The sequence below is a fragment of the Sphingopyxis sp. sgz302558 genome, from assembly GCF_057220455.1.
This window is the reverse complement of the sequence record NZ_JBXPUZ010000002.1, coordinates 882,160-900,726: the sequence shown is the minus strand read 5'-3', so window position 1 is coordinate 900,726 and position 18,567 is coordinate 882,160. Positions and strand designations below refer to the sequence as shown.

Annotated in this window: 19 protein-coding genes; 9 read left to right on the top strand and 10 right to left on the bottom strand. The window is 61.4% G+C overall.

Annotated elements, in window-relative coordinates:
* Window positions 1-93 precede the first annotated feature (93 nt).
* The 3 genes from AC2TC0_RS09840 to AC2TC0_RS09830 are packed head-to-tail and all read right to left on the bottom strand — an operon-like array spanning window position 94 to window position 1,993.
* Complete coding sequence (locus AC2TC0_RS09840) at window positions 94-720, bottom strand: carbonic anhydrase (RefSeq protein ID WP_484717321.1); 627 nt, start codon at window positions 718-720, stop codon at window positions 94-96.
* Window positions 720-1,031, bottom strand: coding sequence for a P-II family nitrogen regulator (locus AC2TC0_RS09835; protein WP_484717320.1), 312 nt, complete (start codon window positions 1,029-1,031; stop codon window positions 720-722). Before AC2TC0_RS09835 ends, AC2TC0_RS09840 begins: the two co-directional genes overlap by 1 nt.
* Before the next feature lie 2 nt (window positions 1,032-1,033).
* Window positions 1,034-1,993: a sodium-dependent bicarbonate transport family permease gene (locus AC2TC0_RS09830; protein WP_484717319.1), complete on the bottom strand. Its 960-nt coding sequence runs from the start codon at window positions 1,991-1,993 to the stop codon at window positions 1,034-1,036.
* Window positions 1,994-2,056: 63 nt separating this feature from the next.
* On the opposite strand from AC2TC0_RS09830, the gene lipA reads away from it, so the two are divergent.
* Window positions 2,057-2,980, top strand: a complete 924-nt coding sequence (gene lipA, locus AC2TC0_RS09825) for a lipoyl synthase (protein WP_484717318.1) — start codon at window positions 2,057-2,059, stop codon at window positions 2,978-2,980.
* Window positions 2,981-2,988: 8 nt separating this feature from the next.
* Window positions 2,989-3,468, top strand: a complete 480-nt coding sequence (locus AC2TC0_RS09820; RefSeq protein ID WP_484717317.1) for a type II toxin-antitoxin system RatA family toxin — start codon at window positions 2,989-2,991, stop codon at window positions 3,466-3,468.
* On the opposite strand, the gene AC2TC0_RS09815 is transcribed toward AC2TC0_RS09820, so the two are convergent.
* Both AC2TC0_RS09815 and AC2TC0_RS09810 read right to left on the bottom strand, forming a co-directional pair.
* A complete protein-coding gene (locus AC2TC0_RS09815) occupies window positions 3,411-3,950 on the bottom strand; it encodes a CinA family protein (RefSeq protein WP_484717316.1) in 540 nt (179 codons plus the stop codon). The two genes, AC2TC0_RS09820 and AC2TC0_RS09815, sit on opposite strands and share 58 nt — an antisense overlap.
* The gene (locus tag AC2TC0_RS09810) at window positions 3,947-5,131 is read right to left on the bottom strand and encodes a bifunctional 2-C-methyl-D-erythritol 4-phosphate cytidylyltransferase/2-C-methyl-D-erythritol 2,4-cyclodiphosphate synthase (protein WP_484717315.1); all 1,185 of its coding nucleotides are present in this window, start codon (window positions 5,129-5,131) and stop codon (window positions 3,947-3,949) included. Before AC2TC0_RS09810 ends, AC2TC0_RS09815 begins: the two co-directional genes overlap by 4 nt.
* Before the next feature lie 88 nt (window positions 5,132-5,219).
* Between AC2TC0_RS09810 and dusB the strand changes: the two genes are divergently transcribed.
* The 7 genes from dusB to hflX all read left to right on the top strand — a co-directional run bounded on the left by dusB (window position 5,220) and on the right by hflX (window position 14,441).
* Entirely contained in the window at window positions 5,220-6,218 is a 999-nt protein-coding gene (gene dusB, locus AC2TC0_RS09805; protein ID WP_484717314.1) for a tRNA dihydrouridine synthase DusB, read from the top strand.
* Between the two features lie 11 nt (window positions 6,219-6,229).
* Window positions 6,230-7,324 carry a two-component system sensor histidine kinase NtrB gene (locus tag AC2TC0_RS09800; RefSeq protein ID WP_484717313.1) on the top strand — a complete coding sequence of 365 codons (1,095 nt, stop codon included), beginning with the start codon at window positions 6,230-6,232 and terminating at the stop codon, window positions 7,322-7,324.
* Complete coding sequence (locus tag AC2TC0_RS09795; RefSeq protein WP_484717312.1) at window positions 7,317-8,747, top strand: sigma 54-interacting transcriptional regulator; 1,431 nt, start codon at window positions 7,317-7,319, stop codon at window positions 8,745-8,747. Before AC2TC0_RS09800 ends, AC2TC0_RS09795 begins: the two co-directional genes overlap by 8 nt.
* A gap of 91 nt (window positions 8,748-8,838) precedes the next feature.
* Window positions 8,839-11,109: a sensor histidine kinase gene (locus tag AC2TC0_RS09790; RefSeq protein WP_484717311.1), complete on the top strand. Its 2,271-nt coding sequence runs from the start codon at window positions 8,839-8,841 to the stop codon at window positions 11,107-11,109.
* 1 nt (window position 11,110) lies between these two features.
* Window positions 11,111-12,490 carry a nitrogen assimilation response regulator NtrX gene (ntrX, locus tag AC2TC0_RS09785; protein WP_484717310.1) on the top strand — a complete coding sequence of 460 codons (1,380 nt, stop codon included), beginning with the start codon at window positions 11,111-11,113 and terminating at the stop codon, window positions 12,488-12,490.
* 125 nt (window positions 12,491-12,615) lie between these two features.
* On the top strand, window positions 12,616-13,110 hold the full coding sequence (gene hfq / locus AC2TC0_RS09780) for an RNA chaperone Hfq (RefSeq protein WP_484717309.1): 495 nt from the start codon (window positions 12,616-12,618) through the stop codon (window positions 13,108-13,110).
* A gap of 38 nt (window positions 13,111-13,148) precedes the next feature.
* A complete protein-coding gene (gene hflX, locus AC2TC0_RS09775) occupies window positions 13,149-14,441 on the top strand; it encodes a GTPase HflX (protein ID WP_484717308.1) in 1,293 nt (430 codons plus the stop codon).
* Here hflX and mazG read toward each other — a convergent pair.
* The 5 genes from mazG to metG are packed head-to-tail and all read right to left on the bottom strand — an operon-like array spanning window position 14,422 to window position 18,551.
* Entirely contained in the window at window positions 14,422-15,213 is a 792-nt protein-coding gene (mazG, locus tag AC2TC0_RS09770; protein WP_484717307.1) for a nucleoside triphosphate pyrophosphohydrolase, read from the bottom strand. The genes hflX and mazG overlap by 20 nt on opposite strands.
* A gap of 47 nt (window positions 15,214-15,260) precedes the next feature.
* A complete protein-coding gene (locus AC2TC0_RS09765) occupies window positions 15,261-15,437 on the bottom strand; it encodes a hypothetical protein (RefSeq protein ID WP_484717306.1) in 177 nt (58 codons plus the stop codon).
* Window positions 15,434-16,198, bottom strand: coding sequence for an MBL fold metallo-hydrolase (locus AC2TC0_RS09760; protein ID WP_484717494.1), 765 nt, complete (start codon window positions 16,196-16,198; stop codon window positions 15,434-15,436). Before AC2TC0_RS09760 ends, AC2TC0_RS09765 begins: the two co-directional genes overlap by 4 nt.
* Window positions 16,195-16,989, bottom strand: coding sequence for a TatD family hydrolase (locus AC2TC0_RS09755; protein WP_484717305.1), 795 nt, complete (start codon window positions 16,987-16,989; stop codon window positions 16,195-16,197). Before AC2TC0_RS09755 ends, AC2TC0_RS09760 begins: the two co-directional genes overlap by 4 nt.
* On the bottom strand, window positions 16,986-18,551 hold the full coding sequence (gene metG / locus AC2TC0_RS09750; protein WP_484717304.1) for a methionine--tRNA ligase: 1,566 nt from the start codon (window positions 18,549-18,551) through the stop codon (window positions 16,986-16,988). The genes AC2TC0_RS09755 and metG overlap by 4 nt, the downstream gene beginning before the upstream one ends.
* Window positions 18,552-18,567 lie beyond the last annotated feature (16 nt).

Sequence of the window (18,567 nt, the reverse complement as noted above, 5' to 3'; positions counted from 1 at the left end):
TGCCCGCGTTTGGCGACGACAGACCATCCAACAAGACGAACCAGATTTAGGCCGTGTAGGAAAGCGATTTCTGCAGGGGTGGCTCGGCCTTCTTCACCCCGCCACTACAAAATCCCCGGTCGCTTCGTCCAGCACATGTAACTCGCCTTCGCCAATAGCAAACCACGCCCCGTGCAGCTTCAGCATTCCCGCCGTCTCGCGCTCGGCAATGAAGGGGAAACTACGCAGATTGGCTAGGCTGACCTTGATCGCCTCCCGTTCCAGTTCGCGCTGCGGATGCGCGCATTTGCGTGCCACCACCGCATCGCGCGCGTCGGCAATGATGGTCATCCAATCATCGACGAAACTGGTGCCGGACAGGCCTAGGTCAGCTCCGGTCAGCGCCGCGCCAATGCCGCCGCACTGGCCGTGGCCCAATACCACGATATGCTTCACATTGAGCCCGCAAACGCCAAATTCAATCGCCGCCGATGCCCCGTGCAACCCGCCGCCTACTTCGAAAGGCGGCACCAGATTGGCGACATTGCGCAGCGCGAATAGCTGACCCGGGCCGGTATCGAAAATCGTCGCTGGATCGACGCGGCTGTCGCAGCAGCTGATCACCATCACGGGCGGCGCCTGTCCATCGCTCGCCAGCATGTCATACCGCGCCTTCTGTTGGCGATAGCCGGCGGCACGGAACCGCTGGTAACCGCGGATCAGCTCGCCAAATTCGGGCATCAGAAACGCTCCCCGCGCACCACGGCAACGTCCCCAATTGTGAGCAGCAAGCGATGGCTGTCGAGCAGCGGCGCAATCCGTTCGGTCATCGCTGCTGCCCTTTCGTCCGAGGCTATCGCAATCACGATGGTTTTGGCAGCCGCGCCGGTGAGCTCGTCATGCTGCCATGCGCCGCCACGCCCTTCGCCCGCATCGACGCGGATCAGGCTCCAACCGCTAATTCCCACCTCGCGCATGATCGCAATCACGCGCGGTAGCAGGGGGGTGTCTGCCAAAATCTCGATGCGCTTGCGCTGGACGGTCTCAATCATGGTCAGGCTATCCCGGTGGCAAGCGCGGCAAATATGCTGATGCCGAAAATGATGTTGAACGGAAAGGTAATCCCCAGCGACATTGCCAGATAAATCCCGGGGTCAGCCTCGGGCAGCGCCAGCCGCATCGCGGCAGGCACGGCGATATAGGAAGCGCTGGCCGCGAGCACCCCCAGCGCCGCCGCTGACCCGGCATCAAGGCCGATTGCCGTGCCTGCGACCGTGCCCAGCGCCCCGTTCATCAGCGGCAGCAATATGGCAATGAACACCAGTTGCGGGTTGAGCTTGCGCGACTGGGTAAGCCGCCGTGCCGCAATCAGCCCCATGTCGAGCAGGAACAGGCACAGAACCCCGCGAAAACCGGTATCAAACAGGGGTTTGACCGCCGCAAACCCGTCGCTGCCCGCAACCAGGCCGATGATGAAGCTGCCAACCAACAGGACGACGGATGCGTTGGTGAACACCTCATGCAGCATCGTGTTGCCGCCGCCCGCACCGGTCTGCGCCGCCGCGCCGCGCTTTGCCAGCAACAGCCCGCTGATAATTGCTGGCGTTTCCATCAGCGCCAGCACCGCGACCATATAGCCCGCCGGACCAAGGCCCTGATTGGTCAACAGCTCTTGTGCGGTCACATAGGTGACGACGCTGACCGAGCCATAATGCGCCGCCACCGCACCGGCATCAATACGCGACAACCCGCCGAAGCGCGTCAGCAGGAAAAAGGCCGGCAAGGGGAGAAGGAAACTCAGCGCCACGCCCGCCAGCGCCGCCCACAGCAGATCAGGGGTAAAGCCGCTGTCGGCGACCGATACCCCGCCTTTGAGGCCAATGGCCGCCATCAGATAGATGGACATCGCCTTCGCAAAGGCTTCTGGAATATTAAGGTCCGACTTGGCGAGCGCCGCCGCAAAACCCAGCACAAAAAACAGGATGACGGGCGAGGTGAGCGTTTCGACGATCATACCCGGCGGATAAGCAGCATGGTGCCGGTTGGCAAGTGACCTGCCAAACGCTATCTGGCGGCGATGAACGCTCCTGCCACGCCATTGCCTCGTCCGCGCAAACCCGACTGGATCCGCGTCAAGGCACCGACCAGCCCCGGTTACAATGAAACGCGCAAGCTGATGCGCGAACTGGGTCTGGCGACCGTGTGCGAAGAAGCGGCTTGCCCCAACATCGGTGAATGCTGGACCAAGAAGCACGCGACCGTGATGATATTGGGCGACACCTGCACCCGCGCCTGCGCCTTTTGCAACGTTAAGACCGGCATGCCCCGCGCCGTCGATGCGATGGAGCCGACCAACGTCGCCATTGCCGCGGCACAAATGGGCCTGAGCCATATCGTCATCACGTCGGTCGACCGCGACGACCTGCCCGAGGGCGGGGCGAGCCAATTTGTGAAAGTGATCGAAGCACTGCGCCGCGAAACGCCTGCGACCACGATCGAAATCCTCACCCCCGATTTCCGCAACAAGCCCGACAGTGCGGTGGCGAGCATCGTCGATGCGCGCCCCGATGTATACAACCACAATCTCGAAACCGTCCCCCGGCTTTATCCCACTATCCGCCCCGGCGCGCGCTATTACGCCTCGCTGCGCCTGCTCGAGAGCGTGAAACGGCGCGACCCGTCGATCTTCACCAAATCGGGCATCATGCTGGGCCTCGGGGAGGAACGGATGGAGGTGCATCAGGTGATGGACGATATGCGCAGCGCCGACATCGATTTCCTGACCATGGGCCAATATCTGCAGCCCACACCGCGCCATGCCAAGGTGGTCGACTTCGTGACGCCACAGGCGTTCGATGCCTATGGCCAGATTGCGCGCGCCAAAGGCTTCCTTCAGGTGGCCGCAACGCCGCTGACCCGCTCCAGCTATCATGCGGGTGAGGATTTCGAAGCCATGCGTGCAGCCCGCGAAGCCAAGCTCGCGCGCGCTGGAGCGGCATAGCCAAACGCATGCCACGCCACAGTGAAATACGGATGCTCCCGCACAGCGCCGAGCAAATGTATGCCTTGGTCGCCGACGTCGGGCGCTACGCCGAATTTCTCCCATGGGTTGTCGCGATGCGGGTGCGCAGCGACACAGCGGCTGAAACCATCGCCGATATGATTGTCGGCATCAAAGGCTTTCGCGAGAGTTTTTCCTCGCGCGTCATCAAAGAGCCGACGCGCAAAATCACGGTCGACTATCTCGACGGGCCAATGCGCCATCTCCACAATGAATGGCGCTTCACCCCGCGCCCGGAGGGCGGCTGCCGCGTCGACTTCATGGTCGACTTCGCCTTCAAATCCAGCCTGTTCGAACGCATGGCGGGACAAATGTTCGATCGCGCGCTGCGCAAGATGATCGCCGCCTTCGAAGCGCGCGCCGATGCACTTTACGGCGCGGGCAGTTCGATATCGGGTGCCGCCGTCAACGCATCGGCACCGGGCTGAAGCAGGTCAAGCGCGAAGGCGGTTGCGGCGCGGCGGATCGCCGTTCGGTCGCGCGATTGGAAAAAAATGCGCTGGACGAAATGCGCCGCTCCTGCGCCCCGGCGCGCTCGGGCAAAGACCACGAGCCCCACCGGTTTGTCGGGGCTACCGCCGCCCGGTCCGGCAATGCCAGTGATGGAGACGGCCACATCGGCGTCGCTGTTGGCCAGCGCACCAATTGCCATTGCCATCGCACATTCGCGCGAAACCGCCCCATGGGCGTCGAAAATCGCCGGGTCAACGCCCAGCATCCGGCTCTTGGCCGCATTGCTATAGGTGACAAAGCCCGCGCCAAACACATCGGAAGATCCCGACACCGACGTCAGCGCCGCGGCCACCAGCCCGCCGGTGCAGCTTTCGGCCAGTACCACCGTCCGTCCGGCGGCACGGTTGGCCGCCAGCACTTCGGCCGCTTCCTCAAAGCTGTCGTCCGGCAGGATCATTTCGGCAGCCGCAGTGTCGCGGTCGCCTGCGCCGCAATGCCTTCGCGCCGCCCGGCAAAACCCAAGCCTTCGGTGGTGGTCGCCTTCACACTCACACAGTCACTGGGAATCCCCAGCATGTCGGCGATGGCCGTGCGCATTGCCTCGCGGTGCGGGCCAACCTTTGGTGCTTCGGCAATGATGGTGACATCGACATGGTCGATACGCGCCCCGCGCGTTCTGACGCGCTCGGCGGCAAAGCGCACGAAACGATGTGATTCCGCACCGCGCCATTGCGGATCGGACGGCGGGAAATGCGCGCCGATATCGCCATCGCCCAGCGCGCCCAAAATAGCATCGGTCAGGGCATGAAGCGCGACATCGGCATCGCTGTGTCCAGATAAGCCGTGGCTATGGGCAATCTGGACTCCGCCAAGCCACAGCGGTTTGTCTGCTACCAGACGGTGCACATCATAGCCATTGCCCACCGCCATCCGGTAATCACCCATCATCCCATCCTTTGGCGTCAACAAGGCTTCCAGCATCGCGAGATCATCTGTCCAGGTCAATTTATGCAACCGCGCCGAGCCGGGCACTACGGCTACCGTGCCGCCGCTGGCCCGAACCATTTGGGCATCATCGGTCGGCTCGGGGCCGTTCCACTGCTGGTGCGCACGGCGCAGTGCGCCCAGCCGGAATGCTTGCGGTGTTTGCACTCGCGCCATTGTTGAGCGGTCAATGATGTCCCCTGCCTCGCCGGCATCAACCATCATCAGCGTGTCGGCAACGGGCAGGGCAGGGGTCGTGGCAACAGCGCCCCGCGCCAGCGCCTCGAGCAGGTGGACGACCACTTCAGAATCCACGCCCGGCCTAGCACTGTCATGCACCAAGACAATGGCGTCGTCGGCCAGATCGGTCAGAGCTGCCATCCCGGCGGCGACCGACGCGCGCCGGGTCGTACCCGCCTCCGCGCGGCGCAACACCGGCGCATCGGGCACCAATGCTTGCGTTTGCGCATCGCCGACCAGAACCAAGGCCCCGACGCCCGCATGTGCGGAAAACGCTTCAAAGCTCCACAGCAACACCGGCTTGCCGCCAAGCAGCGCGCGTTGTTTGGGTTGCCCCAGTGCCGCCCTTTCACCTGACCCGCCAGCAAGCAAAATGACAGCAATCGAAGGCAGGGACGGCGGATGTTGAACCATGGCCGCGCGGCGTAGCGCAGCGCGCTCTTGCAGGAAAGCGTGGATTTGTGTAGCGGCGCTGCTTAATTTTTAGGCATAGGATATCTTCGTGGCCGCGTTGCAGCCCATTTCCATTGGTCCGATTACCATTGCAGAGCCTGTCATCCTAGCACCGATGACGGGCGTAACTGACATGCCCTTCCGCACGCTGGTGCGGCGCTATGGTTCGGGCCTGAATGTGACCGAAATGATTGCGTCAGCAGCGATGATCCGCGAAACCCGCCAGTCGCTGCAAAAGGCCGCGTGGCACCGCGTTGAGGAACCGGTGTCGATGCAGCTTGCCGGCTGCAGCCCTTTCGAAATGGCCGAAGCCGCGAAACTCAATGAAGATCGCGGCGCGGCCATTATCGACATCAACATGGGCTGCCCGGTGAAAAAGGTCGTCAATGGCGATGCCGGATCGGCGCTGATGCGCGACCTGCCGCTCGCTGCGGCGCTCATCAAAGCGACGGTTGATGCCGTTTCGGTGCCCGTCACCGTCAAGATGCGCATGGGCTGGTGCCATGATAGCCTGAATGCCCCCGAACTGGCGCATATCGCCGAGGACCTGGGCGCAAAGCTGATCACCGTGCATGGCCGCACGCGCAACCAGATGTATCGCGGCAACGCCGACTGGGCCTTCGTCCGCCGGGTGAAGGATGCGGTGTCAGTGCCGGTAATCGTCAACGGCGATATCTGCTCGGTCGAAGATGCACGTACCGCGCTGGCGCAAAGCGGCGCTGATGGGGTGATGATCGGGCGCGGGGCCTATGGCCGCCCCTGGCTGTTAGGGCAGGTGATGGATGCGCTTGCGGGACGCAGCATCCGCCCCGATCCTTCGATTGCCGAACAATATTACCTGATTACCGACCATTATCGCGCGATGCTCGACCATTATGGTGAAATGACCGGGGTCAACATGGCGCGCAAACATTTGGGTTGGTACACCAAAGGGCTTCACGGATCGGCCGAATTCCGCAACCGCGTCAACCAGATCCCGGACAGCGCCAGTGTGCTCGCGGCGCTGGCGGAATTCTATGATCCGTTCCTCGACCGCGCGGCGGCCTAGAGCCTGTCGCGATGCCATCGTCGGACCAGCCCGGTTTTCCCTTGCTTGCCGATGATTTGCTGCAGGCCCATCCGGTCGCTACCTTTCTGCTTACTGCCACCGACGCGATCGCCTTCGTCAACCAGGCCGCAGAACAGCTTGCCAACATGGGGCGCTCGGCGATGCTGGGTCGGGCGCTATATGACGTTGTGCAGTTTGATGCGGCGCAGGAGCAACGTTTGCGCTCGCTGGAAACGCTTGGCTATCTCGCGCACGGGGTTCGGCTCAAAGTGGGGCAGACTGCGGCTATGGTGGCCGATGTCCAAATCGTTGCGCTTGGCGACGCGGGGCACCGCTTGCTGACGCTTAACCCTATCATCGGGGCGGGTGAGCTGCTGGCCATCGGCAACAGCGGCAGTGGGCGTTCGGCTGGAGCTGCAGCGGCGATACTCGCGCATGAAATCAAAAACCCGTTGGCGGGCATTCGCGGTGCGGCGCAACTCATAGCCCGTCAGCCAGAGGGGAATGTGGGCCGCTTCACCGACCTGATTTGCGCCGAAGTTGACCGCATTGCCGCATTGATCGACCGGATGCAGCCCTTCTCGCACGGCCAGCCAATGGCCTGCGATACCATCAATATCTATCCAGCCTTGCAGCAAGTGACCGACAGTTTGCGTGCCGCCCATGGCGATCGTATCCGCATCATCGAACAGTTTGATCCGTCGATCCCGCATGCAACTGGCAATCATGACGCCATCGTCCAGATACTGATGAACCTGGCCAATAATGCGGTCGATGCACTGGCCGATCGGCCCATGGCGATCATTCGGTTCAGTACCAGCTATCGCCATGGGCTGCTCATCGAGCATGGCGGAGGCCGCGTTGCCGTGCCCATCGAGATTTGCGTATCCGACAATGGCCCCGGTATTGATCCCGAACTGGGCGACGCCATTTTCGAACCCTTTGTCACCAGCAAACGCGACGGACAGGGGCTTGGGTTGGCGCTGGTCGCCCGGTTGGCGCGCGACATGGGCGGGGCGGTGCAATATCGGCGCAAAGACGAATGGACCCAGTTCCGGTTGCACCTTCCCGGTCCCGATCGCAGGACAGGAATGAAATATGGCTAGGGCAAAGCGCGTTCTGATCGTCGAAGACGATCCTGCCATCGCGTTGATCGTGGCAGAGGCGCTGCGCGGCGAAGCGGCCGATATTGCGGTCGCCGCCACTTTGGCGGCGCGCGATGCTGCATTGGCGGTTCTTATGCCCGACTTGCTGATCACCGACGTGGTCCTGCCCGACGGCGACGGATTGGCTTCCTTGCCCCCGTCGGTGCAGCAAGCCCAGATACCGGTTATCGTCCTGTCGGCACAAAATACGCTCGATACTGCGGTCCGGGCCGCTGACCTTGGCAGTTACGACTATCTGCCCAAACCCTTTGACCTGACCGAATTGATTGCCAGTGTCCGCGCGGCTTTGGCGCGGCGCGGCGATGCGGCGGCCGTCGCAGGCGTTGACGATAGCCCGTCGAGCCATGGGCTGATCGGCCGCGCTCCGGCTATGCAAGCCGTCTATCGCACCATCGCGCGGCTGGCGTCCAACGATCTTGCTGTGCTCGTGCTCGGCGAATCGGGCACGGGTAAAGAGCTTGCTGCGCGGGCGATCCACGCAACCGGGCTGCGCCGCAACGGGCCATTTGTGGCGATAAACATGGCAGCCATTCCGCGTGATTTGATTGAAGCCGAGCTGTTCGGCCACGAAAAGGGTGCTTTTACCGGTGCTGTTGCCCGCAAGGCCGGACGCTTTGAGCAGGCTGCGGGCGGAACCTTGTTCCTCGACGAGATTGGCGACATGCCGGTCGAGGCGCAGACACGGTTGCTGCGCGTGCTGCAAAGCAATGAATATAGCCGGGTGGGCGGCCATGACTTGCTGCGTGCCGATGTCCGTGTAATTGCCGCCACGCACCGCGACATTGCCGCCTTGGTCCGCGAAGGGCTGTTCCGCGAGGACCTTTACTATCGCCTAAATGTCATTCCCGTGGAAATGCCTCCTCTGCGCGAGCGGCGGAGCGACATTGCCGCCTTGGTTGGCCATTTCGCCGCGCAAGGGCAGGCCGCGGGCTTGCCAGTGCGCCACTTCACATCCGAAGCCATCGGATTGCTGGAGCGACATGATTGGCCAGGGAACATCCGCGAGCTTGCCAATGTCGTCCAACGACTGACGCTGCTCGCCCGCGACACCAGCGTTTCGGCCGAAGAGGTTCGCAACATTTTTGGCGCTGGTCCGGAATCAGTCGTCGATCAAGCTGCTGGCTGGGACAACCGGGTCGCCGACGCCATTGAACTTTGGTGTGAAAATGCGCTGGCCACGACCGAAGACTTGGAACTGGCTGGCAAATTCTACGATGTTGCCGACCGCGCTCTGTTTGGAAAGGTCATGGCGCATTGCGGTGGTAATCAGCTTGCCGCGGCGCGGCTGTTGGGCATTAACCGCAATACGTTGCGCAAGCGGCTGACCGAATTGGGAATGCTACATTCGCGTAAGGGTAACTAGGGCCACGGCAGCAAGCGGGGAATTTGCTGGCACGCCACGATGCAATGTGCTTTCTAGGCAACAGCCATGTCGCTTCGCTGCAACAATTTCCATGTCATTCGCTGACGCACCGGCTGCCGATGGACAGCAGGGGCGGTTTTGGCGCTTTGGCGCCCCTGAATATTATGCACTTGCGGCCATGGCGAGTGTGGGCCTTGCCACCTATCTTTATGTGACGGGTGACCGGCAAAGCGAACAGTTGCTCAGCCCGGCTGTCGTCGCCGCAATCATGGTAGCCAATCTGGTGCCGGCGTTGGCGCTGATCGTGCTGATCGGCAGCCGCGTGGCCCGCGCGCGCGCCATGCGGACGATGATCGGGGGCAATGGGCGCTTACACGTCCGGCTGGTTGCATTGTTCTCATTGATAGCCGCTGCGCCGACCCTGCTGGTCGCCATTTTCGCTTCGCTGTTGTTCCAGTTCGGCGTCGATTTCTGGTTCTCGGACCGATCGCGCGGCATGTTTGAGAATGCCGCCAGCCTCGCCGAGGGCTATTATCAAGAAAACCAACGCGAAGTGGGCGCCAATACCATCGCAATGGCCAAGGATTTGGGCAATTTCCTTGGCCGAGCGCCTATCGATGATCCGGCATTTTCCGACTATTATTTCCAGCAGGTGGTCGTCCGCAATCTCAACGAATCCGCCATCATCGAAATTGGCACCGATGGCGTAGCCCGTACGGCCGCGGCAATCGACCCTGACAATCGGGCCGCCGACAACCGGTTGCAGCCCGACATGGTCAAACGGCTGGATGCGGGCGAGGCGGTGGTCATCGTTCGCGAATCGGACCGGATCGAAGCAGCAACGCGTCTGCCGGGGTCGCGCCGCGCCTATCTTTATGCGTCGCGCGACTTCAATGTGCCGGGATTTCAGCAGTCGGTACGCGCCAATTCGGTGCTGGCTGACTATAACGCCTTGTTCCAGCGCTCGCGCCAGTTGCAGTTACAGTTCAACGGCGCGCTTTATCTGGGCGCCATCCTGTTGCTCGCGCTGGCGGTGGTCGCTGCCATTGTCGTGGCCGACCGGATTGTGCGACCGCTCGGTGTGCTGGTGGGCGCCGCGCGGACTGCCGCGGGTGGGGATCTATCGGTGCGCGTCGAACCATCTTGGCGCGATGACGAAATCGCCGTCCTCGCCCGCGCCTTCAACAGCATGACCGAGCAGTTGCAGGGGCAGACCGGCGCGTTGCTGCGCGCCAATGAACAGCTTGAAACGCGCCGGGCCTTTATCGAAACCGTTTTGTCGCGCGTATCGTCGGCAGTGATATCGCTCGATTCGCTTGGACGGATCCGCCTGGCCAACGCAACCGCGGAAGCCATGTTGGGGCACAGCGCTGCGGAATTGACCGGGCGCCCGCTGGTCGCCGTGTCGCCAGAGCTGGCCCGGCTGGTTGACGGTGGCCAGCCTGACGCCGTTTTGACGTTGACGCTGCCCGGACGTGAACAGGTCACGATCGCGGCCAAGGCAGTCGCCTTGAATGACGGTCATGTGCTCAGCTTTGAGGACATAACCCAGCAATTGCACGATCAGCGGCGCGCTGCTTGGTCCGATGTGGCGCGGCGCATCGCGCACGAAATCAAGAATCCGCTTACCCCGATCCAGCTTGCCGCCGAGCGTTTGCAGCGGCGTTTTGGCAAAAAGCTGGATGAGGATGCCGGCGTCTTCACCAAGCTCACCGAAACTATCGTGCGCCAGGTCGCTGACGTGCGCCGCATGGTCGACGAGTTTTCCAGCTTTGCCCGCATGCCCGCACCGACCTTTGGGCTCGAAGACGTACGCGATATTGTGCGCCAGTCGGTGTTCCTGTTCGAAGTCGCGCGGCCCGACATCGCATTCGCGCTGGATGCGCCCGACGATGTAACGCCATTGGTGTGCGATCGCCATCTGCTGTCGCAGGCCGTGACGAATGTGGTCAAAAACGCTGTTGAGGCGATTGATGAAAAGCGGCTTCGTGATCGCGATGTCTCGGGCGCGGAGCATGGGTCGGACCGCATAGCGGTGAGCGTCCTTAAGCAAGACAACGTCCTGCAGATCAGCGTGGCTGACACCGGCGTCGGGCTGCCGCCCGAGCGCGACCGTATCGCCGAGCCGTATATCACGACGCGGCAGACGGGCACCGGCCTTGGCCTCGCCATCGTCAAGAAGATTATCGACGACCATCTCGGCGAGATTGATTTTGCCGATGCGCCGGGGGGTGGGGCGCGCGTGACCATGACCCTTTTTGCCGACAAGTTGCAAAACCTTGTTGGCCGGTCTGGGGAAGTCATTGAGGCAGCGGCCGAGACCGTTCCTGGCCGCACCCGGGTAATTCAAGCAAGAGATTGAAATGGCGCTAGATATTCTGATTGTCGACGATGAACGTGATATTTGCGAGCTTGTGGCCGGCGTCATGGAAGACGAAGGCTATGAAGCGCGCACGGCCGCAAACAGCGACGCAGCGCTCGACGCCATCCGCCAGCGTCGTCCCTCGCTGGTGCTGATCGATGTCTGGTTGCAGGGGTCACGGCTGGATGGACTGGGGTTGGTCGAAGCGGTGAAAGCGATGGATGCCACCATCCCGATCATCGTCATTTCCGGGCATGGCGGGATTGATACCGCGGTTGCAGCCATTCGGCGCGGGGCGTTCGACTTTATCGAAAAACCGTTTGAAGCCAGTCGCTTGCTGCACCTTGTTGCGCGCGCGACCGAGACCGAACGATTGCGGTCAGAGGTAGAGGCGCTGCGCGAACGGGCAGGGCAGGCCGATGAATTAACCGGCACCAGCGCCGCCATTAATCAGGTCCGCGCAACGTTGAAACGGGTCGCCAATACCGGAAGCAGGGTGCTGATCACCGGCGCACCGGGCACCGGAAAAGAGGTGGCTGCGCGCGTGCTGCACCAATGGAGCAACCGCTCGAACGGCCCGTTCCGGGTGATCTCCTCGGCGCGCATGGACCCCGAAACGGTCGAGCAGGAATTGTTCGGCATCGAACTGCCCGACGGCAGCATTCGCCCCGGCCTGCTCGAACAGGCGCATGGCGGCACGCTGTTTCTGGACGAAGTGGCCGATATGCCGCTGACAACGCAAGGAAAAATTCTGCGGGTGCTGACCGATCAGAGTTTCATGCGGGTCGGCGGTTCGACGCAGATCCGGGTCGATGTGCGGATTGTGTCGGGCAGCGCCCGAAACCTGTTGGCCGCAATTGCTGATCGATCATTTCGCGAAGATCTTTACTACCGGCTGAATGTGGTCCCGGTGCATATCCCGCCACTGCGCGAGCGGCGCGACGACATTGCGCCGCTGTGTGAGCATTTTGCTATGCGCTATGCCGCCGAGCGCCGCGTGCCCCCACCGGTCATCGCGCTGGAAACGATGGCCGCGCTGCAGGCGCATGAGTGGCCGGGCAATGTGCGCGAGCTTCGCAATGTCATAGAGCGGGTCATGATCCTGGCACCCAGCGAACGGTTGCAACGCATCGAACTTGACTTGTTGCCCGGCGAGATTCTGCGGTCCGGTAGCGACAGCCTGCCATCAGGCGAAGCGATTATGTCGACGCCGCTCAAGGAAGCCCGTGAGAATTTTGAGCGCGAATATCTGCGCATTCAGATCAGGCGGTTTTCGGGCAATGTTTCGCGCACCGCGACTTTTGTCGGGATGGAAAGATCGGCGCTGCACCGCAAGTTGAAGCTGCTTGGCCTGACCGACGTGCGCGAGGATGAGATCTGACCTAGTTGGCGGCATTGGAAAAAGCATGCTGGACGATCGCGGCAGCTTTGCTACCACAGCGCCACCGTTCACGCTGGCGGCCCAAAGCAATGCAGGGAAACCCTGCCAAAAATAGGAACAAGCCAATGTCCGACAAGCAGCAAAATCTCCAGGATCTCTTCCTGAATAGCCTGCGACGCAGCAAAACGCCCGTCACCATGTTCCTGGTAAAGGGCGTTAAATTACAGGGCATTATCACTTGGTTTGACAATTTTTCGCTGTTGCTTCGCCGCGATGGCCAATCGCAGCTGGTGTACAAGCACGCTATTTCCACGGTGATGCCGGGCCATGGCTATGAAGTCGATCAATTGCGTGCGCTGTTGCCAGCACCGACCGGCAAGTCAAAGACTCTGCAAGAGATTTTCTTGGGCGCCGTCCACAAATCGGGGGAATCGGCAACGATGTTCCTGGTGAATGGAGTGATGCTGCAGGGCGACATCGCAGCCTTCGACCTGTTTTGCGTGCTGTTGGAGCGCGACCGGCAGGTACAGCTGGTTTACAAACACGCCATTTCCACGGTTCAGCCCAACGGCCCCATCAATCTGAGTGACGATGAAGAGGGCGGGGAAGGCGAGGCCTGACCCAACGCCAATCCCCCGGCACAGCAACGCTGCTGGTCGTGCCCGAATGGCGCGGGCAGGGGGTCAGGCGCGATCTCGACGCGCGTGCGGAAGAGGCCGCCGGGCTGGCGCGCGCGATTGCGCTCGATATCCGTCATGTCCAGTTGCTGCGTTTGCGCCAGACCCGCGCGGCAACGCTGATCGGCGTGGGGCAAATCGAAGCGCTGGTCCCGATAATCGCGCAAAATGCCGTAGAGCTGGTGGTGATCGATGCCGCCCTCACGGCCATTCAACAACGCAATCTGGAAACGGCGCTGGGCACCAAGGTGATCGACCGCACGGGCTTGATCCTTGAAATTTTTGGCGAGCGCGCCGCAACCGCCGAAGGGCGCTTGCAGGTCGAACTGGCGCACCTCGACTATCAATCGGGGCGGCTAGTCCGCAGTTGGACCCACCTTGAACGTCAACGCGGTGGCTTCGGCTTTCTCGGCGGCCCCGGCGAAACGCAGATCGAAGCCGATCGCCGCATGATCCGCGACCGCATGGCGCGGATCCGCAAACAGCTTGACGAGGCGCGCCGGACGCGCGGGCTGCAGCGCGGGCGGCGACAAAAGGCGCCGTGGCCGGTAATCGCTTTGGTCGGCTATACCAACGCTGGAAAATCGACACTTTTTAATCGGTTGACGCACAGTGACGTCATGGCTGCGGACATGCTGTTTGCAACGCTGGACCCCACCATGCGCGAAATCCGCTTGCCGGAAATCGACAAGGCGATTCTGTCCGATACGGTGGGCTTTGTCTCCGACCTGCCGACCCAGTTAATCGCCGCCTTTCGCGCCACATTGGAAGAGGTCACGACCGCCGATTTGATCGCCCATGTTCGCGACATGTCGCACCCTGACAGCGAAGCGCAATATGAAGATGTGCGCACGATCCTGGCCGATTTGGGCGTGACCGGGCAGGTGAACCATGACGATGGGGAAGGGGCCGACCCCATTCCGCAGATCGAGCTTTGGAACAAGATTGACCGGTGCGATCCCGATCTGCGCGCGCTTTTGGAACAGCGGGCCGCAGCGCGCGACGATGTGGTGATTGTATCAGCGCTGACCGGGGAAGGTGTGCAGCGTGCGCTGCGCGCAGTCAGTAGCCGGTTGACCCGCGATCATCAGGGGCGTCGATTGTCGTTAGCGGCGGAGCAGGGTGATGCGCTGGCTTGGCTGCACGCGCATGGCAGGGTCGTGAAGCAAACAAGCGACGCTGCTGGGACGGCAGAGGTTGAGGCGCGCCTGTCGCCCAGCGATTGGGCACGTTTTGCCCAGCACTGGCCGGAAGTCAGCCTCCAGCCACTTTAACCTGCTGCCACAGCGCTTCTTGGGCTTCGAGGTCAAGGCCTTCGATGCTGCCGTCCGCCAGCGCTTCCATCGCTGCGAAGCGGGCCTCGAACTTGCGATTAGCAGCAGCCAGCGCGGTTTCGGGATCGATGCCCAGTTTGCGAGCAATATTGGCGGCGGCGAAGAGGAGGTCGCCCATTTCTTCGAACCGCGCAGCATCGTCGGGCGCGGCAGCAAGTTCGGCGAGCTCTTCTTGCACCTTGGCGACCGGTCCGGCCACATCTGGCCAGTCGAAACCTACCCGGGCTGCACGTGCCTGGAGTTTGTCGGCGCGCTTCAACGCCGGCAATGCCAGCGCGACGCCCGCCAACGCGCTTGCGTTGCCCGGCTGCTTGTTCTGGCGCTCTTCTGCCTTGATTGCCTCCCACGCCGCGCGCTGGGGCAAATTATGGCCGTCGCCAAAAATATGCGGGTGGCGGCGGATCATTTTGTCGGAAATGGTGTCGGCGACCGCATCGAAATCGAACAAGCCTTCATCGGCGGCAATTTGTGCGTGGAAGACCACCTGTAACAGCAGATCGCCCAATTCTTCGAGAATATGTCCCGCATCGCCCGCCGCAATGGCATCGGCAAGTTCATAGGCTTCCTCGATTGTATAGGGTGCGATTGATGCGAAATTCTGGGCCAAATCCCATTCGCAGCCGCCAACAGGGTTTCGCAGTTGGCGCATGACGCCCAGCAGACGATCGATCGGGTGAGGGGCAGCGTTAGCATCGGCCGGTTCAGTTGACATCAAGTTATCCGATAATAAGTATTATGTTAAATAAACGATGTTATCGGTCAGCGGATCAGCTGCCACCCCCAAGCCAATAACGTCACCGCACCGAAAATCACGACCCACACCAGGATCATTTTCAGCATCGTGCCGGCTGGAATCCGGTGCGCAACGACGGCGCTGATTACCAGTGTCAGTGCACCAACAAACCAGATGATCTGAACCCATTGGCCTCCGTTCATGCCCACAGCTCCAGCCCGTCAAACCCGGGTTCTACGCCGTCAGGAAGTTCGCCCATAAGGTCGTCATAGTCCATGGTATTGTCCATATGCACCAGCGCAGCGCGCTTGACACCGCATCGCTCGAGCCCGGCGAGCGTCATGGCCAAATGCGGATGGGTCGGATGCGGATGCCGCCGCAGTGCATCGATAACAAACAGATCAACGCCGCGAAAGAATTCGACCATCGCGTCGGTAAATTCAGAAAAATCGGTGGCATAACCGATACTCTTATTCCCATCACTGAAACGCAATCCGCTTGCCTGAACCGGGCCATGGGGCATTTCTATGGCCGAAACCTCCAGCTTTCCCATGCGCTGGCGATCGAGCAGCGGCTGCGCCTCGATCAGCGGCGGATAACCGAAATTGCCATCGAAGGCATAAGTGAAGCGGCGGTGCAGCCGGTCGAGCACGCTTTGCCGAGCATAAGCCAAAACCGGCATACGTTTGATATGCGAAATCTGGCGCAGATCATCAAGGCCATGACAATGGTCTGCATGGTCATGGGTCCAGATCACGGCATCAACGCTCGAAATTTGAGCATCCAGCAGCTGCTGCCTTATGTCCGGGCTGGTATCGACCAATAGCTTGTAATCATCGAGCGATACCATTACCGACGCTCGGGTGCGGGCGTTGCGCGGATTGGCCGGATCGCACTGGCCCCAATCATTGCCGATGCGCGGCACGCCCGATGACGTGCCGCAGCCCAATATGCGGATTTTCAGCATGGTGGCGATGAAGGCGGAACGGCTTTGGCGAACAGGCGATAGAAATTGGCGGTGGTTACTGCGGCAATGTCATCAGCACTTTCGTCGCGCAAATTCGCAATGAAACGCAGCGTATCGGCCACGAATGACGGCTCACCCGGTTTTCCACGATGCGGAACGGGTGCCAGAAAGGGTGCATCGGTCTCCACCAGCAGCCGGTCTCCGGGCAACCACCGGGCCACGGCCTGCAAATCATGCGCATTTTTGAAGGTAACAATGCCTGACAGCGAAATATAAAAGCCCAGATCCAGCGCAACCCGGGCAAAATCGGCACTGGCGGTGAAACAGTGGATCACCCCCGGGAAAGCCCCCTGCTCCATCTCCTCGCGCAGGATAGCTGCCGTATCTTCCTCGGCATCGCGGGTGTGCACGATCAGCGGCAAACCGGTGGTGCGCGATGCCGCAATATGTTCGCGGAAGCTGGCGCGTTGCTGCGCCCGGTCGCTGTGGTCATAATAATAGTCGAGCCCGCTCTCGCCGATGCCAATCACGCGCGGATGCGCGGCGCGGTCAATCAGCCGCGCTGCATCGACACCGACGTGTCCGTCCGCCTCGTGCGGGTGGATGCCTACCGAGGCCCAGACGTCGGGATGCGCCTCGGCAACGGCGAGTACATCGTCCCACTCGCTCTCACGCGTCGAAATGTTGAGCATCGCCCCCACCCCGGCCCCGCGTGCGCGGGCCAGCACCTCGCCCTGGCGTTCAACCAAGCCTTTGTAATTCAGGTGGCAATGCGAATCGACGATCATGCTGCCGTCTCTTCGGCGGGCAGCTCAAGGCGGGGAAAGAGCCCCTGGGGCGCCTCTAGCCGGAAACCGCCCTCGGCAAGGGGCGAATACCAGTGGCTCGCTATGGCTTCGGGGTTGCGCAGTGCGGGCGCGATGCCCATAGCGTCGAGCAAGCGTGTGGCACTGGCCGGGATGACCGGCTGCACCGCCACCGCAAGCTGCGCGATGCAGATGTAAAGGGTCGACAACACCGTTTCCATCCGCGCGGGATCCGTTTTGCGCAGGGACCACGGCGCTTGGGCGTCGATATAGGCGTTACACGCGAACACCGCCTGCATCCAAGCCTCCAGCGCCTGTGCCATCGCCAGATCGCTATAGGCCGAAGGCATGGTTTCGCGGATAATGGTATCGACGGTAGCGAACAGGGCTTCGTCGTCCGTCGTGTGCCCATGAATGGCAGGAAGATAGCCGTCCAGATTCTTGAAAATCTGTGACAAAGTGCGCTGCGCCAGATTGCCGAAGCCATTGGCCAGCTCGGCATTCACCCGTGTAACTATGGCCTCTGCACTATAGCTGCCATCCTGCCCGAAGCTCACTTCGCGCAGAAAGAAATAACGCAGTTGGTCGACCCCGAACAACGCCGCGAGTTCCATCGGATCGACCACATTGCCCAGCGACTTCGACATTTTCTCCCCGCGTGAGAGCAGGAAGCCGTGGCCGAACACCTGTTTGGGCAAGGGCAGATTTGCCGACATCAGAAAAGCTGGCCAGTAAACTGCATGAAAACGCACAATATCTTTGCCGATGATGTGCACATCGGCGGGCCAGAAGCGGTCAAATTCGCCGCCGCGTGTCGGATATCCGATGCCCGACAAATAGGTCGTCAGCGCATCGACCCAGACATACATGACATGCCCCGGCGACCCCGGGACTGGGACACCCCAGTCAAAGCTGGTCCGCGACACGCTAAGGTCCTTAAGGCCGCCCTCGACAAACCGGATGACCTCGTTGCGGCGACTTTCCGGACGAATGAAATCAGGTTGGTCAGCGTAAAGCGCGAGCAGTCGGTCCTGGTACGCCGACAGGCGAAAAAACCAGGTTTCCTCGGCGGTCCATTCGACGGGTGTGCCTTGCGGCGAAAGACGCGTGCCCCCTTCCCCATCCACCAATTCGCTTTCATCGTAAAAAGCTTCGTCGCGCACCGAATACCAGCCCTCATAGCGGTCGAGATACAGGTCACCCCTCGCCGCCATCGCTTCCCACAGCGCAACGCTCGCGGCATGGTGGCGCGGGTCACTGGTGCGCATGAAATTGTCATGGGCAATATTCAAACCGGCGCACATATCACGGAAATATCCCGACATTTCGTCAGCGAATTCCAGTGTCTCGCGCCCGGCAGCGCGCGCCGTCTGCACCATTTTTAGCCCATGTTCGTCGGTGCCGGTCACAAGCCGTACATCGCGGCCCATCATGCGGTGAAAGCGCGCGACGGCATCGGTGGCAATCGCCTCATAGGCGTGGCCGATATGCGGGCGCCCGTTGGGGTAGCTGATCGCGGTGGTGATATAGAAAGGCTCGCTCATTCGCGTGCCTCTAACG

Coding starts and splice junctions, on each gene's coding strand:
- metG (WP_484717304.1), bottom strand. CDS start 18,551: ATGAGCGAGCCTTTCTATATCACCACCGCGATCAGCTACCCCAACGGG.
- AC2TC0_RS09790 (WP_484717311.1), top strand. CDS start 8,839: ATGTCATTCGCTGACGCACCGGCTGCCGATGGACAGCAGGGGCGGTTT.
- AC2TC0_RS09815 (WP_484717316.1), bottom strand. CDS start 3,950: ATGATCCTGCCGGACGACAGCTTTGAGGAAGCGGCCGAAGTGCTGGCG.
- AC2TC0_RS09765 (WP_484717306.1), bottom strand. CDS start 15,437: ATGAACGGAGGCCAATGGGTTCAGATCATCTGGTTTGTTGGTGCACTG.
- AC2TC0_RS09800 (WP_484717313.1), top strand. CDS start 6,230: ATGCCATCGTCGGACCAGCCCGGTTTTCCCTTGCTTGCCGATGATTTG.
- AC2TC0_RS09840 (WP_484717321.1), bottom strand. CDS start 720: ATGCCCGAATTTGGCGAGCTGATCCGCGGTTACCAGCGGTTCCGTGCC.
- AC2TC0_RS09755 (WP_484717305.1), bottom strand. CDS start 16,989: ATGATCGTCGATTCGCATTGCCACCTGAATTACAAAGGCTTGGTTGAA.
- lipA (WP_484717318.1), top strand. CDS start 2,057: ATGAACGCTCCTGCCACGCCATTGCCTCGTCCGCGCAAACCCGACTGG.
- AC2TC0_RS09810 (WP_484717315.1), bottom strand. CDS start 5,131: ATGGTTCAACATCCGCCGTCCCTGCCTTCGATTGCTGTCATTTTGCTT.
- AC2TC0_RS09795 (WP_484717312.1), top strand. CDS start 7,317: ATGGCTAGGGCAAAGCGCGTTCTGATCGTCGAAGACGATCCTGCCATC.
- AC2TC0_RS09830 (WP_484717319.1), bottom strand. CDS start 1,993: ATGATCGTCGAAACGCTCACCTCGCCCGTCATCCTGTTTTTTGTGCTG.
- hfq (WP_484717309.1), top strand. CDS start 12,616: ATGTCCGACAAGCAGCAAAATCTCCAGGATCTCTTCCTGAATAGCCTG.
- AC2TC0_RS09820 (WP_484717317.1), top strand. CDS start 2,989: ATGCCACGCCACAGTGAAATACGGATGCTCCCGCACAGCGCCGAGCAA.
- mazG (WP_484717307.1), bottom strand. CDS start 15,213: ATGTCAACTGAACCGGCCGATGCTAACGCTGCCCCTCACCCGATCGAT.
- AC2TC0_RS09835 (WP_484717320.1), bottom strand. CDS start 1,031: ATGATTGAGACCGTCCAGCGCAAGCGCATCGAGATTTTGGCAGACACC.
- ntrX (WP_484717310.1), top strand. CDS start 11,111: ATGGCGCTAGATATTCTGATTGTCGACGATGAACGTGATATTTGCGAG.